Source organism: Pseudomonas sp. GW821-FHT02B10 (assembly GCF_059421865.1).
Map to the genome: position 1 here is coordinate 157,902 of NZ_JBWKVU010000004.1, position 14,407 is coordinate 172,308.

Annotated in this window: 17 protein-coding genes; 8 read left to right on the forward strand and 9 right to left on the reverse strand. The window is 62.7% G+C overall.

Going from position 1 to position 14,407, the window contains the following annotated elements; translation table 11 throughout:
• Window positions 1-150: 150 nt before the first annotated feature.
• From ftsK to cysG, 6 genes are all read left to right on the forward strand, one after another.
• Window positions 151-2,559, forward strand: coding sequence for a DNA translocase FtsK (gene ftsK, locus AC07VU_RS11210; protein WP_009044578.1), 2,409 nt, complete (start codon window positions 151-153; stop codon window positions 2,557-2,559).
• Between the two features lie 65 nt (window positions 2,560-2,624).
• Window positions 2,625-3,248: an outer membrane lipoprotein periplasmic chaperone LolA gene (lolA, locus tag AC07VU_RS11215; protein ID WP_007929220.1), complete on the forward strand. Its 624-nt coding sequence runs from the start codon at window positions 2,625-2,627 to the stop codon at window positions 3,246-3,248.
• Window positions 3,249-3,278: 30 nt separating this feature from the next.
• A complete protein-coding gene (locus AC07VU_RS11220; protein ID WP_457274344.1) occupies window positions 3,279-4,604 on the forward strand; it encodes a replication-associated recombination protein A in 1,326 nt (441 codons plus the stop codon).
• Window positions 4,601-4,975 (forward strand): fluoride efflux transporter CrcB, encoded by a 375-nt coding sequence (gene crcB / locus AC07VU_RS11225; RefSeq protein WP_007929222.1) that lies wholly within the window; start codon window positions 4,601-4,603, stop codon window positions 4,973-4,975. Before AC07VU_RS11220 ends, crcB begins: the two co-directional genes overlap by 4 nt.
• Window positions 4,976-4,991: 16 nt before the next feature.
• Complete coding sequence (gene serS / locus AC07VU_RS11230) at window positions 4,992-6,272, forward strand: serine--tRNA ligase (protein WP_053279896.1); 1,281 nt, start codon at window positions 4,992-4,994, stop codon at window positions 6,270-6,272.
• A complete protein-coding gene (gene cysG / locus AC07VU_RS11235; protein ID WP_274303979.1) occupies window positions 6,273-7,667 on the forward strand; it encodes a siroheme synthase CysG in 1,395 nt (464 codons plus the stop codon). It abuts the gene before it with no gap.
• Window positions 7,668-7,766: 99 nt separating this feature from the next.
• Here cysG and AC07VU_RS11240 read toward each other — a convergent pair whose 3' ends face one another.
• The 8 genes from AC07VU_RS11240 to AC07VU_RS11275 all read right to left on the reverse strand — a co-directional run bounded on the left by AC07VU_RS11240 (window position 7,767) and on the right by AC07VU_RS11275 (window position 12,403).
• Window positions 7,767-8,774 carry a glutathione S-transferase family protein gene (locus tag AC07VU_RS11240; protein ID WP_274303978.1) on the reverse strand — a complete coding sequence of 336 codons (1,008 nt, stop codon included), beginning with the start codon at window positions 8,772-8,774 and terminating at the stop codon, window positions 7,767-7,769.
• 88 nt (window positions 8,775-8,862) lie between these two features.
• Window positions 8,863-9,864 carry a glycosyl transferase family protein gene (locus tag AC07VU_RS11245; RefSeq protein WP_274303976.1) on the reverse strand — a complete coding sequence of 334 codons (1,002 nt, stop codon included), beginning with the start codon at window positions 9,862-9,864 and terminating at the stop codon, window positions 8,863-8,865.
• Window positions 9,861-10,196 carry a TusE/DsrC/DsvC family sulfur relay protein gene (locus tag AC07VU_RS11250; RefSeq protein WP_007929238.1) on the reverse strand — a complete coding sequence of 112 codons (336 nt, stop codon included), beginning with the start codon at window positions 10,194-10,196 and terminating at the stop codon, window positions 9,861-9,863. The genes AC07VU_RS11245 and AC07VU_RS11250 overlap by 4 nt, the downstream gene beginning before the upstream one ends.
• The gene (gene tusB / locus AC07VU_RS11255) at window positions 10,193-10,492 is read right to left on the reverse strand and encodes a sulfurtransferase complex subunit TusB (protein WP_277589193.1); all 300 of its coding nucleotides are present in this window, start codon (window positions 10,490-10,492) and stop codon (window positions 10,193-10,195) included. The genes AC07VU_RS11250 and tusB overlap by 4 nt, the downstream gene beginning before the upstream one ends.
• Window positions 10,492-10,854, reverse strand: a complete 363-nt coding sequence (tusC, locus tag AC07VU_RS11260) for a sulfurtransferase complex subunit TusC (protein WP_495029862.1) — start codon at window positions 10,852-10,854, stop codon at window positions 10,492-10,494. The genes tusB and tusC overlap by 1 nt, the downstream gene beginning before the upstream one ends.
• Before the next feature lie 3 nt (window positions 10,855-10,857).
• On the reverse strand, window positions 10,858-11,250 hold the full coding sequence (gene tusD, locus AC07VU_RS11265) for a sulfurtransferase complex subunit TusD (protein ID WP_274303969.1): 393 nt from the start codon (window positions 11,248-11,250) through the stop codon (window positions 10,858-10,860).
• Window positions 11,251-11,314: 64 nt separating this feature from the next.
• On the reverse strand, window positions 11,315-12,019 hold the full coding sequence (locus AC07VU_RS11270; RefSeq protein WP_495029863.1) for a YoaK family protein: 705 nt from the start codon (window positions 12,017-12,019) through the stop codon (window positions 11,315-11,317).
• 51 nt (window positions 12,020-12,070) lie between these two features.
• Window positions 12,071-12,403, reverse strand: coding sequence for a DUF6388 family protein (locus tag AC07VU_RS11275; protein ID WP_274303966.1), 333 nt, complete (start codon window positions 12,401-12,403; stop codon window positions 12,071-12,073).
• A gap of 281 nt (window positions 12,404-12,684) precedes the next feature.
• Here AC07VU_RS11275 and AC07VU_RS11280 point away from each other — a divergent pair, with 281 nt between their 5' ends.
• Window positions 12,685-12,933: a DUF1652 domain-containing protein gene (locus AC07VU_RS11280; RefSeq protein ID WP_053261828.1), complete on the forward strand. Its 249-nt coding sequence runs from the start codon at window positions 12,685-12,687 to the stop codon at window positions 12,931-12,933.
• Between the two features lie 78 nt (window positions 12,934-13,011).
• On the opposite strand, the gene AC07VU_RS11285 is transcribed toward AC07VU_RS11280, so the two are convergent.
• A complete protein-coding gene (locus tag AC07VU_RS11285; RefSeq protein ID WP_007929246.1) occupies window positions 13,012-13,245 on the reverse strand; it encodes a DUF6555 family protein in 234 nt (77 codons plus the stop codon).
• 395 nt (window positions 13,246-13,640) lie between these two features.
• Between AC07VU_RS11285 and AC07VU_RS11290 the strand changes: the two genes are divergently transcribed.
• Window positions 13,641-13,976 carry a hypothetical protein gene (locus AC07VU_RS11290; RefSeq protein WP_007929247.1) on the forward strand — a complete coding sequence of 112 codons (336 nt, stop codon included), beginning with the start codon at window positions 13,641-13,643 and terminating at the stop codon, window positions 13,974-13,976.
• The last annotated feature ends 431 nt before the right edge of the window (window positions 13,977-14,407 follow it).

The window sequence follows — 14,407 nt, forward strand, 5'->3', positions numbered from 1 at the left end:
CGCGGCAGCTCTTACAGTTTCGCAATGCGTGGGCAGAATGTTAAAAGTAGCCCCAGTTACGCTCGTCAACTTTTTTACCTGCCTGGATTGGGCAGTATTTTTTAGTCGATCAACAGTTGGACGCGCCCATGGCGCAGGAAAAGACGCGTTTTGAAGAAATCCACCGCAGCACCTAAAACAGTAGTCCCACTCTGGCGCCAGCAATTGCACTACCGGCTCAAGGAAGGTGCGTTGATCGCCATTGGGGCCTTGTGCCTGTTCCTGATGATGGCATTGCTGACATATGGCAAGGACGATCCGGGCTGGAGTCATAACAGCAAGATCGAAGATGTACAGAACTTCGGTGGTCCTGCTGGCTCTTACAGCGCCGATATCCTGTTTATGGTGTTGGGTTACTTCGCCTATATCTTCCCGTTGTTATTGGCGATCAAGACTTATCAGATCTTCCGTCAGCGCCATGAGCCGTGGCAGTGGAGCGGCTGGCTGTTTTCCTGGCGCCTGATCGGCCTGGTGTTCCTGGTGCTGTCCGGTGCCGCGTTGGCGCATATCCATTTCCACGCGGCGACTGGCCTGCCGGCTGGCGCAGGCGGGGCGCTGGGTGAAAGCCTGGGCGACCTGGCCAAGAACGCGCTGAATATCCAGGGCAGTACCCTGATGTTTATCGCGCTGTTCCTGTTCGGCCTGACCGTTTTTACCGATCTTTCCTGGTTCAAGGTCATGGATGTGACCGGCAAGATCACCCTCGACCTGTTCGAACTGTTCCAGGGCGCCGCCAACCGCTGGTGGGCGGCCCGTACCGAGCGCAAGCAACTGGTCGCCCAATTGCGGGAAGTGGATGCCCGGGTCGACGAAGTGGTTGCTCCGACCGTGACCGACAAGCGTGAGCAGGCCAAGGTCAAGGAGCGCCTGATCGAGCGCGAGCAGGCCCTGAGCAAGCACATGTCCGACCGTGAGAAACAGGTCCCGCCGGTGATTGCCCCGGCTCCGGTCAAAGCGCCCGAGCCCAGCAAACGCGTGCAGAAAGAGAAACAAGTCCCGCTGTTCATCGATAGCGCGGTCGAAGGCACCTTGCCGCCTATCTCTATTCTCGATCCGGCGGAAAAGAAACAACTCAACTACTCCCCCGAGTCGCTGGCCGCTGTCGGCCATCTGCTGGAAATCAAGCTCAAGGAGTTCGGGGTCGAAGTGTCGGTGGACTCCATCCATCCGGGCCCGGTGATTACCCGATACGAAATCCAGCCGGCCGCCGGTGTGAAAGTCAGCCGTATCGCCAACCTGGCCAAGGACCTGGCGCGTTCGCTGGCGGTGACCAGCGTGCGGGTAGTGGAAGTGATTCCCGGCAAGACCACCGTGGGTATCGAGATTCCCAACGAAGACCGGCAGATTGTGCGCTTCTCCGAAGTGCTGTCGACCCCGGAATACGACAACTTCAAATCCCCGGTCACCCTGGCCCTGGGCCATGATATCGGCGGCAAGCCGATCATCACCGACCTGGCCAAGATGCCTCACCTGCTGGTGGCCGGTACCACCGGTTCCGGTAAGTCGGTGGGTGTGAACGCGATGATCCTGTCGATCCTGTTCAAGTCCGGCCCGGAAGACGCCAAGCTGATCATGATCGACCCGAAAATGCTCGAGCTGTCGATCTACGAAGGCATCCCGCACCTGCTGTGCCCGGTGGTGACCGACATGAAGGACGCCGCCAACGCCCTGCGCTGGAGCGTGGCCGAGATGGAGCGGCGCTACAAACTGATGGCGAAGATGGGCGTGCGTAACCTGTCAGGCTTCAACGCCAAGGTTAAAGAAGCGATCGAAGCCGGTACGCCGCTGACCGACCCACTGTACAACCGCGAAAGCATTCACGACGAAGCGCCGCTGCTGACCAAGCTGCCGACCATCGTCGTGGTGGTCGATGAGTTCGCCGACATGATGATGATCGTCGGCAAGAAGGTCGAAGAACTGATCGCGCGGATCGCCCAGAAAGCCCGTGCCGCGGGGATCCACCTGATCCTGGCGACCCAGCGTCCGTCGGTGGACGTGATCACCGGCCTGATCAAGGCCAACATCCCGACCCGCATGGCGTTCCAGGTATCGAGCAAGATCGACTCGCGGACCATCATCGACCAGGGCGGCGCCGAACAGCTGCTGGGTCACGGTGACATGCTCTATATGCCGCCGGGCACCAGCCTGCCGATCCGCGTCCATGGCGCCTTCGTCTCCGACGATGAGGTGCACCGTGTGGTGGAGGCCTGGAAACTGCGTGGCGCGCCGGAGTACAACGACGACATCCTCAACGGTGTCGAAGAAGCCGGTAGCGGCTTCGACGGCGGCAGCGGCGGTGGTGACGGTGACGACGCCGAGACCGACGCGCTGTACGACGAAGCGGTGCAGTTCGTCCTCGAGAGCCGCCGGGCATCGATCTCCGCGGTTCAGCGCAAGCTCAAGATCGGCTACAACCGCGCGGCCCGCATGATCGAAGCCATGGAAATGGCCGGTGTGGTGACCGCCATGAACACCAACGGCTCGCGCGAAGTGATAGCGCCGGGTCCGATGCGCGACTAATGACCCGACACAGGCGGCGCGCCCCAGCGCCGCCGGTTTTTTCCACGAATCTAATGAGGACTCCCATGCGTCTTATCCGCATGTTGCTGGTACCGGTACTGGCTTTAACGACGCTGTCGGCCCATGCCGATCAGAAAGACGTGGCGCGCCTGACCCAGTTGCTCGAAAAGTCCCAGACCCTGACTGCGCGTTTCTCGCAACTGACCCTCGACGGCAGCGGCACCCAGCTGCAGGAAACCGCTGGCGACATGGCGCTGAAGCGCCCGGGCCTGTTCTACTGGCACACCGATGCGCCGCAGGAGCAACTGATGGTCTCCGACGGCAAGAAGGTTTCCCTGTGGGACCCGGACCTGGAGCAGGTCACCATCAAGACCCTGGACCAGCGCCTGACCCAGACCCCAGCCTTGTTGTTGTCGGGCGATGTGTCGAAAATCAGCGAAAGCTTCGACATCAGCGCCAAGGAAGCCGGTGGCGTGGTGGACTTCATCCTCAAGCCGAAAACCAAGGACACCCTGTTCGACAGCCTGCGCCTGTCGTTCCGCAACGGCCTGGTGAATGACATGCAACTGATCGACAGTGTTGGCCAGCGCACCAATATCCTGTTCACCGGGGTCAAGGCCAACGAGCCGATCGCCGCTTCCAAGTTCAAGTTCGACATCCCCAAGGGTGCCGACGTGATCCAAGAATAAGTCGCCGCCAAGAGGTTTCAATCGTCCGCCATGGATCTGTTTCGCAGTGACCCGATCGCCCAACCCCTGGCCGCGCGCCTGCGCCCGGCCAACCTGGACGAGTACGTCGGTCAGGAGCATGTGCTCGCCCGCGGCAAGCCTCTGCGCGAAGCGCTGGAACAGGGGGCCTTGCACTCGATGATCTTCTGGGGGCCGCCGGGCGTGGGTAAGACCACCCTGGCGCGGCTCCTGGCGAAAGTCTCGGATGCGCACTTCGAAACGGTCTCGGCGGTGCTGGCCGGGGTCAAGGAGATCCGCCAGGCGGTGGAGATCGCCAAGCAGCAGGCGGCCCAGTACGGGCGCCGGACCATCCTGTTCGTCGACGAAGTGCACCGTTTCAACAAATCCCAGCAGGATGCCTTCCTGCCCTATGTCGAAGATGGCACCCTGATTTTCATCGGTGCGACCACCGAGAACCCGTCCTTCGAGCTGAACAACGCACTGTTGTCCCGGGCCCGGGTGTATGTGCTCAAGAGCCTCGACGAGGCGGCTCTGCACAAGCTGGTACAGCGGGCCTTGACTGAGGAACGCGGGCTGGGCAAGCGCCAGCTGAGCCTCAGCGACGAAGGCTTCCAGATGCTCCTGGCGGCGGCGGACGGCGATGGCCGGCGCCTGCTCAACCTGCTGGAGAACGCCTCCGATCTCGCCGAAGACGGCACGCAAATCGGCGTCGAGCTGCTGCAAAGTCTGCTGGGCGATACCCGCCGGCGTTTCGACAAGGGTGGCGAAGCCTTCTACGACCAGATATCGGCGCTGCACAAGTCGGTCCGTGGTTCCAACCCGGACGGCGCCCTGTACTGGTTCGCGCGGATGCTCGACGGTGGTTGCGACCCGCTGTACCTGGCGCGGCGCGTGGTGCGCATGGCCAGCGAAGACATCGGCAACGCCGATCCACGGGCATTGAGCCTGTGCCTGGCGGCCTGGGACGTGCAGGAGCGCCTGGGCAGCCCCGAAGGCGAGCTGGCGGTGGCCCAGGCCATCACCTACCTGGCCTGCGCGCCGAAAAGCAACGCCGTGTACATGGGCTTCAAGGCCGCCATGCGCAGCGCCGCCGAACATGGGTCGCTGGAAGTGCCTCTGCACCTGCGCAATGCGCCAACCAAGCTGATGAAGCAACTGGGCTACGGCGACGAATATCGTTATGCCCATGATGAGCCGGATGCCTACGCGGCCGGCGAAGACTACTTTCCCGAGGTGCTGGAGCCGCAACCCTTCTATCAACCCGTGCCCCGTGGCCTGGAGCTGAAGATCGGCGAGAAGCTCAAGCACCTGGCGGAGCTTGACCGGGCCAGCCCCAAGCAGCGGAGAAAACCGTGATCCCGTTGATCCTTGCTGTCTCGGTGGGTGGTATTGCCGGAACCCTGTTGCGCTTTGCCACCGGTAACTGGATCAGCGCCAATTGGCCGCGGCACTTCTATACCGCGACGCTGGCCGTTAATATCGTGGGCTGCCTGCTGATCGGCGTGCTGTACGGCCTGTTTCTGATACGCCCGGAGGTGCCCATCGAGGTGCGCGCCGGGTTGATGGTGGGCTTCCTTGGCGGCCTGACGACTTTTTCATCCTTTTCACTGGATACGGTACGTCTGCTGGAAAGCGGACAGATACCGCTGGCCCTGGGCTATGCGGCCATCAGCGTATTCGGCGGGCTGCTCGCGACCTGGGCCGGCCTGTCCCTGACCAAACTTTGATAAACGAGAGACCGACATGCTCGATTCCAAACTGTTACGTAGCAACCTTCAGGACGTAGCGGACCGCCTGGCATCCCGTGGCTTTGCCCTGGATGTAGCACGCATCGAAGCGCTGGAAGAACAGCGCAAGACCGTCCAGACCCGCACCGAACAACTGCAGGCCGAACGTAACGCGCGCTCCAAGTCCATCGGTCAGGCCAAGCAGCGCGGCGAAGACATCGCGCCGCTGATGGCCGACGTCGAGCGCATGGCGGGCGAGTTGGCGGTCGGCAAGGTTGAGCTGGACGCCATTCAAACCGAGCTGGACTCGATCCTGCAGGGCATCCCGAACCTGCCCCACGAATCGGTGCCGGTTGGCGACGACGAAGAGGGCAACGTCGAAGTGCGCCGCTGGGGCACGCCGACGGCGTTCGACTTCCCGATCCTGGACCACGTCGCCCTGGGCGAAAAACACGGCTGGCTGGACTTCGAGACCGCGGCCAAGCTGTCGGGCGCGCGTTTTGCCCTGCTGCGCGGGCCGATCGCCCGTCTGCACCGCGCCCTGGCGCAGTTCATGATCAACCTGCACACCAGCGAACACGGTTACGAAGAGGCCTACACCCCTTACCTGGTGCAGGCACCGGCATTGGTGGGCACCGGCCAGTTGCCGAAGTTCGAAGAAGACCTGTTCAAGATCAGCCGTGAAAACGAAGCCGATCTGTACCTGATCCCGACCGCCGAAGTGTCGCTGACCAATATCGTGGCCGGCGAGATCCTCGATTCGAAGCAACTGCCGATCAAGTTCGTCGCCCACACCCCGTGCTTCCGCAGCGAAGCCGGTTCGTCGGGTCGCGACACCCGCGGCATGATCCGCCAGCACCAGTTCGACAAGGTCGAGATGGTCCAGATCGTCGAGCCATCGACTTCCATGGAAGCCCTGGAAGGCCTGACCGCCAACGCCGAGAAAGTCCTGCAACTGCTGGAACTGCCTTACCGCACCCTGGCGCTGTGCACCGGCGACATGGGCTTCAGCGCGGTCAAGACTTACGATCTGGAAGTGTGGATCCCGAGCCAGGACAAGTACCGCGAGATTTCGTCGTGCTCCAACTGCGGCGACTTCCAGGCCCGTCGCATGCAGGCGCGCTTCCGCAATCCGGAAACCGGCAAGCCGGAACTAGTGCATACCCTGAACGGTTCCGGCCTGGCGGTCGGTCGTACCCTGGTGGCGGTGCTGGAGAACTACCAGCAGGCCGACGGTTCGATCCGTGTGCCTGAGGTGCTCAAGCCTTACATGGGCGGCCTCGAGGTCATCGGCTAAATGGAATTTCTGCCGCTGTTTCATAACCTGCGCGGCAGTCGTGTGTTGGTGGTCGGCGGCGGGGAGATTGCCTTGCGCAAATCCCGCCTGCTGGCCGACGCCGGTGCGCTGCTGCGGGTAGTTGCACCTGAAGTGGAACCCCAGTTGCGCGAGCTGGTCACGGCCAGCGGCGGCGAATGCCTGTCGCGCGGTTATGTCGAGGCGGACCTGGACGGCTGCGTGCTGATCATCGCCGCCACCGACGACGAACCGCTCAATGCCCAGGTCTCCGCCGATGCTCATCGGCGCTGCGTGCCGGTCAATGTGGTGGATGCGCCGGCCCTGTGCAGCGTGATCTTCCCGGCGATCGTCGACCGTTCGCCGCTGGTGATCGCCGTCTCCAGCGGCGGCGATGCGCCGGTGCTGGCGCGTCTGATCCGGGCCAAGCTGGAAACCTGGATTCCCTCGACCTACGGTCAGCTGGCCGGCCTGGCCGCGCGTTTTCGTAATCAGGTCAAAGGCCTGTTTCCGGACGTGCAGCAGCGTCGTGCCTTTTGGGAAGACGTGTTCCAGGGACCGATCGCCGACCGGCAGCTGGCCGGGCAGGGCGAGGAGGCCGAGCGCTTGCTGCAGGCCAAGATCGCCGGTGAGGCGCCCCATGCGCCGGGCGAGGTGTATCTGGTGGGGGCAGGGCCGGGCGATCCGGATCTGCTGACCTTCCGCGCCTTGCGCCTGATGCAGCAAGCCGATGTGGTGCTCTACGACCGCCTCGTAGCTCCGGCGATTCTCGAGCTGTGCCGGCGCGATGCCGAGCGGGTGTATGTCGGCAAGCGCCGCGCTGATCACGCCTTGCCCCAGGAACAGATCAACCAGCAATTGGTGGACCTGGCCAAACAGGGCAAGCGCGTGCTGCGTCTGAAGGGTGGCGATCCGTTCATCTTCGGCCGTGGCGGCGAAGAGATCGAAGAGCTGGCGGCCCATGGCATTCCGTTCCAGGTGGTGCCGGGGATTACCGCGGCCAGCGGTTGCGCGGCCTATGCCGGCATTCCTTTGACCCACCGTGACTATGCGCAGTCCGTGCGTTTCGTCACCGGACACCTGAAGGATGGCACCACCGATCTGCCCTGGGCCGACCTGGTCGCGCCTGCGCAGACCCTGGTGTTCTACATGGGCCTGGTGGGTTTGCCGGTGATCTGCGAGCAGTTGATCCGGCATGGCCGTTCGGCGGATACGCCGGCCGCCTTGATCCAGCAGGGCACGACCGCCAACCAGCGAGTGTTCACCGGCACCCTGGCGGATCTGCCGAAGCTGGTGGCGGAGCATGAAGTGCATGCGCCGACCCTGGTGATCGTCGGCGAAGTGGTGCAGCTTCGCGAGAAGCTCGCCTGGTTCGAAGGCGCGCAGTCGCAGGTCTGAAAAAGCATCGCGGGCAATCTCACTCCAACACAGAAAATCTCTTCTGTAGGAGCGAGGCTTGCCCGCGATAGCGATCTCAAGAACGATCGCTCTCCTGAGTTATTTCTTGTTGCCTTGCCAAACCCCACGCCCGCTCAAACGCTCGCGATCATGCGCCGCATCGAAGTCCTGCGCCGGCCCTTTCGGCACGATGCCGGTCGGGTTGATGGTGCGATGGCTGGCGTAGTAGTGCCCCTTGATATGGGCAAAGTCCACGGTTTCGCCGATCCCCGGCCATTGGTACAGCTCGCGCAGCCAGTTCGACAGGTTCGGATAGTCGGCAATCCGCCGCAGGTTGCACTTGAAGTGACCGTAATACACCGCGTCGAAGCGAATCAGCGTGGTGAACAGGCGGATGTCCGCTTCCGTCAGGTATTCGCCGGCCAGGTAGCGTTGGCCGCCCAGGCGCCGTTCCAGCCAGTCGAGTTCGGCGAACAGATCGTCGAAGGCTGCTTCGTAGGCTTGTTGCGAAGTGGCGAAGCCGGCGCGATACACACCATTGTTCACCGCCGGATAGATGCGCGCGTTCAGTTCGTCGATTTCGCGGCGTAGCGGCTCCGGATAGAAGTCCAGGCCGTTGCCGCTCAGGTCATCGAAGGCGCTGTTGAACATGCGGATGATTTCCGCCGATTCGTTGCTGACGATGCGTTTCTGCTGCTTGTCCCAGAGCACGGGCACGGTGACGCGGCCGGTGTAGTCGTGGGTATCGGCGGTGTAGCGTTGGTGCAGGAAATCCAGATGATCCAGCTGGTCGCCGCTGGAGCCCAGGGCCCGGTCGAAAGTCCAGCCCTGTTCCAGCATCAGCCAGCTGACCACCGACACATCGACCAGGCTTTCCAAACCCTTGAGCTTGCGCAGGATCAGCGTGCGGTGAGCCCAGGGGCAGGCCAGGGATACGTACAGATGATAACGGCCGGCATCCGCGCGAAAACCGCCTTCGCCGCTAGGGCCTGGTTTGCCGTCAACGGTCACCCAGTTGCGGCGTTGCGCCTGTTCGCGCTGGAAGGCGCCGTCTTTGCTGCTTTCGTACCACTGGTCGTGCCAGCGCCCTTCAATCAGCAGGCCCATAAAAAACTCCTCGGTCAGTGTGCATTGGAGTGCAGTCTAATCCGAGGGGTTCGAACGAATTACGCAAAAGTCCGGCAGTTATGATCGGTTAAATCGATCTTTCTCGCACGTCCCAGTAGTGCTGAGCCTGCTTGAAAGCCTGTTCCCGGGGTATGCCGAGCCCGCGCAGGGCCAGGGCCATGGTGGCGATCAGCGCCAGTTGCGGGTAGCTGTCCTGCACATCGCCGCGCCAGACGGCTTTCAGGTGCTCGGGGTCGAGGGCCGCCGGTTTGACATGGCGCTGCTCGGACTGGGCCGGCCATTCCTCATCCCAACTGATACCGCCGGTGGTGCCGTACAAGTGGCTGGCGCTGTCCGGGTTGATCTCGATTTCGCCGCCGTCGCCCTTGATCACAATGACGTTGTCCCCCAGCAGGCCGCTGGCATCGCGATGCACGCCCTGATAGCCGGGGTGGAAGATGCTTTGCAGGCCGCAGCGCGCGCCCAACGGGTTGAGGATGCGCGCCAGGGAGTGGATCGGCGAGCGCAGGCCCAGGGTATTGCGCAGGTCGATCATGCGTTGCAGCTGTGGCGCCCAGTCGCCCAGGGGGATGAAGGCCAGGTTGCCCTGGGCCAGCGCGGCATCGACCGCCTGCCAGTCGCGGCACAGCGGGATGTGCAACTGCTCCAGCAATTGCTCGGTGTACAGCCGGCCGGCGGTATGGGCGCCGCCGCCGTGCAGCAGGATACGCACGCCGTTTTGTGCCAGGCACTTGGCGGCCAGCAAGAACCAGGGCAGGTGGCGCTTTTTGCCGGCGTAGCTGGGCCAGTCCAGATCGACCTTGATCGGCGGCGCCTGCAGGCGCTGGCGCAGGGCTTCGGTAAAGCCCGCCAGCTCCTCGGGGCTTTCTTCCTTGTGCCGCAACAGCATCAGGAAGGCGCCGAGCTGGGTGTCCTCGACCTTGTCGTCGAGCAGCATACCCATGGCTTCCCGGGCTTCTTCGCGGGTGAGGCTGCGGGCGCCGCGTTTGCCTTTGCCGAGAATGCGCACGAACTGCGCGAAAGGATGCTCGGCGGGCGTTTCGGTGGTCAGCGGGGTGTAATCGGTCATAAGCAATTGGTCGGCTTGGGCAGGCCCGCCAGCTTGGCGGCAAGTTTGGCGGGAGTGCCTTTGAACAGTCGGTTCAGGTGCAGGCTGTTGCCCTTGTCCGGGCCCAGCTTCAAGGCGGTGTATTTGATCAGTGGGCGGGTCGCGGGCGACAGCTGGAACTCCTGGTAGAAGCCGCGCAGCAGCTCGAGGATCTCCCAGTGCTCGGGGGTCAGTTCGATCTGTTCCGCCGCGGCCAGGGCCGCGGCCACTTCGCTGGACCAGTCGCCCAGTTCCACCAGGTAGCCGTCCTTGTCCAGGGCGATGGCGCGTTCGCCGACAGTCAGTGCGTTCATAACCAGCTGTTGACCTTGTCGTACTGGATCGACAGCGCGACGAACGCCGGGTAATCGACACTCGTGGCCCAGGCCGGAACCACCAGGCCTCGGGCCTGGTGGTCTTCCGCCAAAACGTAGAGCGCCAGCGTCTCGCCGCGTGCCTGCAGGGCCGCCAGCGGCGCGCTGCCGGGCTGCAGGGCGTACACCGCATCGCCGCACAGGAGGATGGCATCCTGCGGGCCGAGCAGGCGCAGGCAACTGGTCAGCCGGGAGTCGGTGAAGGGCGAGTGGGACAGCACGTGCAAGGTCGACATCAGAGGGTGATCACCTGGTCAAAACGGTCAATAAGTGCGCCGAGTTCGGCCGGGGCCAGGACCTGCACCTCGTCCAGGTTCAGCGCGGCCGGGTCCAGGCCGCGTTCCGCCACGCTGGCGCCGCAGGCGAACAGCTGCTCCACACCAAACAGCGGCAGGGCCTGCAGATTGGCGCTGAGGTCCTTTTGCTGCACGGCAGCGGCTTTTTGCCCGAGGGCCAGCTGAAACACACCATCGTCAAGAAACAGCAGGCCGATCGGCAAGTCGAAGGCGCCGCCCGCCAGCACGATATCCAGGGCTTCGCGGGCGCCGGGGCCGGACCAGGGTGCCTGGCGGCTGATGATCAACAGGGATTGCGCCATGTTTCATGGCCCTCCGAAACAGATCAGGCGGTCGGCCGCCTGTACGGCGTCGTGCAACTGGCCGAGCCCGGAAAGCTCCCAGGGCGCGCTTAGATTGACGGCCGGGCGCTGGTAGCGCGCGGCTTCCTCCTGGTTCAACACCCCGCGGCGCAGGGCGGCGGCAATGCACACCACGCCATCGAGCTGGTGCTCGTTGACGAAGGTTCGCCATTGCGCGGGCAGGTCCGGTTCGTCCTGCGGGGTGACGATGTTGTCCGATGCGCTGTGCACGCCATCCTGATAGAAAAACAGCCGCACGATCTCGTGGCCGCCAGCCAGCGCTGCCTGGGCGAATGCCAGGGCGCGGCGCGAGGAGGGCGCGTGAGCGGCGGAAAAAAGGGCAATGGCGAACTTCATGTAGAACTCTGTCTGCAAACCTGGGGCCATGATAAAGCTTTATGCCGGGCCCAGCGAAGTGGCTTTAGCGCGGCATATAGCCCAGCTGCCAGCGATGGGGGATCTTCAGCGACAACAGCCCCAGCAGCGCCGACAGCAGGCCGCTGACGAACAGGGCCGCGAGGCCCAGATGCTGCTCCAGAACGGCGCCCAGCACGGCGCCGGCGAACATGCCGCTCCAGGGCACCAGCTGGATGCGCCAGCCATTGCGCCGCTCGCCGAGCATCCAGCGGCCCAGGCCGCGGCCAAAGCGCGACAGGGCGCCGGTGACATAGGTCAGGCCCATGGGCAGCCCGTTCACTTCCTCGACGGCAGCATTGAGCATGCCCATGGCGATGATCGCCGCCAGCACCGCCGGTAGCCGTTGTTCAAACGGCCAGGCGGCTGCCGCGCACAGCAGCGTGGCAATGCACAACAGCAGCGGCAAGGCCCGGCGGCCACCCAAGCGGCTGACGACGATGCCCAGGGCGTTGCCGGCGATGAAGGTGACGACCAGCAGCACCAGATGCAGGGTCAGGGCCAGGTCGGCATCGCTGATGGCGACGGCCAGGCGCGTGGTGTTGCCGCTCATGAAGGAGACGAAGTCCCCGGTGGCCATGAAGCCGATGGCGTCGGTCATGCCGGCCAGCACCGACAGGCTGGCGACCAGGCACAGGCCTATGCGGCCGCGCCATTTCTGGCGCCGCAGCAGCTCCGGGTTACTGCGAAGGCTGGTGGAAGAGGGCAGCATCAGCGTTGACTCATGGTGACAATGATCCTTTATCGAAGGCCCGAGCGGCGCTCAATCGCGTGGCAGGCCGTGTAGCTCGCAATACTCGCTCCAGGGCATGCTGGCCATTTCCGCCACTTCCCGGTGCACTTCGAGCCGCCGCGCGGCAAATTCCTCCGCGCTCTGCACGGTCAACTGCAGGCTCAGTTCCCAGGCAAACAGACCCTGGCGTTCCGCCTCGGCCTCGAAGGCTTCGTGCAGTTGCTCCGCGCGGTATTGCTCCTGGGTTTCGCCCCTGGCCTGGGCAGCCAAGGGATTGAGGTGATCGAGTGCTTCACGAAGCTCCGGGCGCGCTGCGAGAAACTTTTGCAGGGCCACTTCATGCGGGTGTTCGGGGGCGGCCATCGGCGATCCTGGATGGGGTTGAAGGAAGGCGTTTCGGATTTGGGAGGTGCGAAAGCCCAGCGACCATAACGCCTGGCCGGTCCAGCGTCAAAATGCTCCCGGGTGGAATTGCCGCGACGGAAGGTCAGGGCCGTGCTCGCACCATGCCACTGAGCGGATTGGCCAGGTAAAAATGCGTGCTGGGTAACACTTCCAGTGAATGCCTGGGTATGAGCCCCGTTCTTGTGACCTATTCTCAACGGGCACTCTCTCCAAATGGCGCCGCCAAGGAGGAATTTCTCATGCTCTCGATGGACGAGCTTCGCCAGATCCTGGAGTCCGGTTTCCTGCCGCTTTCCTGCACTTGCACCGTCAATCCCGACGGCTCCCTGGCAATCAAGGTTTTCGAGCCGCAAAGCGGACGGATCGATCTGTTCATTACCGGGGTATCGACCGAGCATCTCACCAGTGTTCGCGCGGCGGCCAATTTCGTCGGTGAGTTGCGGACTGAAATCAGGGCGGGGCGTCGGGCATTTGCCGGCGGTTTCTAGTCGTGGTGCAAGTGGATCATCGGGCAGGTTGAGCGCTTCCTTGCGCCAGTGTCGGACGTCTGAGTTGTGCGGGGAGGGCTAGTTTTCAGACAACTCTCTCCAGTTCGCCAGCGTGACGCCGCTGCGCTCGGCGAATATCTGCATGGTGCGGTAGGTCCCGCCGCAGGGGGTGTCGTGGGTAATCAGGCACCCGGAATGCAGAAAGGCCAGATACCAGGTGTCGCTGTCGCTCAATCGCGCGCCCTGGTAAGTGAAGGTTCTTTGCGAACCTGCGAAACAGTAGCGAATTTCGAAAGTCTTGATGCTGTTCATCGCCGCGTCCTTTGGGCTGTGTTAGGTGGTGGCGATTCAAGATTATTCCCAAAAGGACGCATTGACTTGCACCACTCATCCGAACTGCATGGACAGTCGCCGTTCGCATCCTCAAATGCCTCGCGGCATTCTCCTGTACCCCAAACGCCCCTGGCTGAAACCACCCTCAATGGGTGTCATGTTGCGCCAGGCAGCGGGCGTTTTCCGTCAATCGAGGCCTTTGTGGACAAACTGCTATTTGCCTGTCCGGAACGTGATGGGGTTAACGTTTTTTTGACCGGTATCAGGTGATGATCGCGGGGCGGGAATACCGTTCGACGAAAGAAGCAAGTGTTTCTAACGATAAGCCCGGGCAAGTGATACATTTCTCGATTTTTTAGGGATGAGGAAGACATATGCGAGTTTGGCTAGGCGCGTCGCTGATGGGACTGTTGGCCGGGTGTTCGTTACCCACGGCTTTGGCACCGGGCAAGCCGAATGTCAGTGAGCTGACTGGCAAAACGCCGAAAGATTACGCGCAGTGTGTTCTGCCGGCCTGGCAGCGCGAGACGCCCAGGAGCACCCAGTCCGATATCTCCAACGGCTATCGGATCACCGCTCCTGGCAGCCTGGCATCGGATGAGATCGTGGAAGTGGTGAAATCGAAGAACGGCAGCCTGGTCTCGCTCTACCAGGGAACACCCTGGGCCAAGTCCGCGGTGCTGAAAAAGGCCGTGCATGATTGCCTGTAGGCCGCTTCATGCCTTCTGTGAAGGGCTTGTCAAAGTGGCAGCCCATTGCTGTTGAATCGCGCGTTCCTGCCCACAAAAAAGCCCTGACTAATCAGGGCTTTTTTTGTGCCGGGTCTTGTCCGGGCCTCACCTTGTTCGTCTTCAGGCGAACTCTTGAATCATCAAGGTCCTTTTCTGCATAAAAACAGGACAAATCTGACAGTTTTTTTGACGGCTTTATCCGTCCAGTAGACAATGGCGCGTTAGCCACCACCCATGATGGCCATTATGTCCGTTTTCAGCAGGAGGGCTGCCAGGGTTGGGGGCGATCCCTGTATGCGATACCCGTGGCCTTGCCGCTGTCAGGCGGTGATCGAGGGCGTTGGCAGCAGGCCGATCGTAGTACCGGGTGTTGTTGACTCACTCCTTTGGTTACACCCGACTAGTCTCTC

Coding starts and splice junctions, on each gene's coding strand:
- AC07VU_RS11280 (WP_053261828.1), top strand. CDS start 12,685: ATGCTCTCGATGGACGAGCTTCGCCAGATCCTGGAGTCCGGTTTCCTG.
- cysG (WP_274303979.1), top strand. CDS start 6,273: ATGGAATTTCTGCCGCTGTTTCATAACCTGCGCGGCAGTCGTGTGTTG.
- tusB (WP_277589193.1), bottom strand. CDS start 10,492: ATGTCGACCTTGCACGTGCTGTCCCACTCGCCCTTCACCGACTCCCGG.
- AC07VU_RS11220 (WP_457274344.1), top strand. CDS start 3,279: ATGGATCTGTTTCGCAGTGACCCGATCGCCCAACCCCTGGCCGCGCGC.
- AC07VU_RS11270 (WP_495029863.1), bottom strand. CDS start 12,019: ATGCTGCCCTCTTCCACCAGCCTTCGCAGTAACCCGGAGCTGCTGCGG.
- AC07VU_RS11240 (WP_274303978.1), bottom strand. CDS start 8,774: ATGGGCCTGCTGATTGAAGGGCGCTGGCACGACCAGTGGTACGAAAGC.
- tusD (WP_274303969.1), bottom strand. CDS start 11,250: ATGAAGTTCGCCATTGCCCTTTTTTCCGCCGCTCACGCGCCCTCCTCG.
- AC07VU_RS11285 (WP_007929246.1), bottom strand. CDS start 13,245: ATGAACAGCATCAAGACTTTCGAAATTCGCTACTGTTTCGCAGGTTCG.
- serS (WP_053279896.1), top strand. CDS start 4,992: ATGCTCGATTCCAAACTGTTACGTAGCAACCTTCAGGACGTAGCGGAC.
- lolA (WP_007929220.1), top strand. CDS start 2,625: ATGCGTCTTATCCGCATGTTGCTGGTACCGGTACTGGCTTTAACGACG.
- AC07VU_RS11290 (WP_007929247.1), top strand. CDS start 13,641: ATGCGAGTTTGGCTAGGCGCGTCGCTGATGGGACTGTTGGCCGGGTGT.
- AC07VU_RS11245 (WP_274303976.1), bottom strand. CDS start 9,864: ATGACCGATTACACCCCGCTGACCACCGAAACGCCCGCCGAGCATCCT.
- AC07VU_RS11275 (WP_274303966.1), bottom strand. CDS start 12,403: ATGGCCGCCCCCGAACACCCGCATGAAGTGGCCCTGCAAAAGTTTCTC.
- tusC (WP_495029862.1), bottom strand. CDS start 10,854: ATGGCGCAATCCCTGTTGATCATCAGCCGCCAGGCACCCTGGTCCGGC.
- AC07VU_RS11250 (WP_007929238.1), bottom strand. CDS start 10,196: ATGAACGCACTGACTGTCGGCGAACGCGCCATCGCCCTGGACAAGGAC.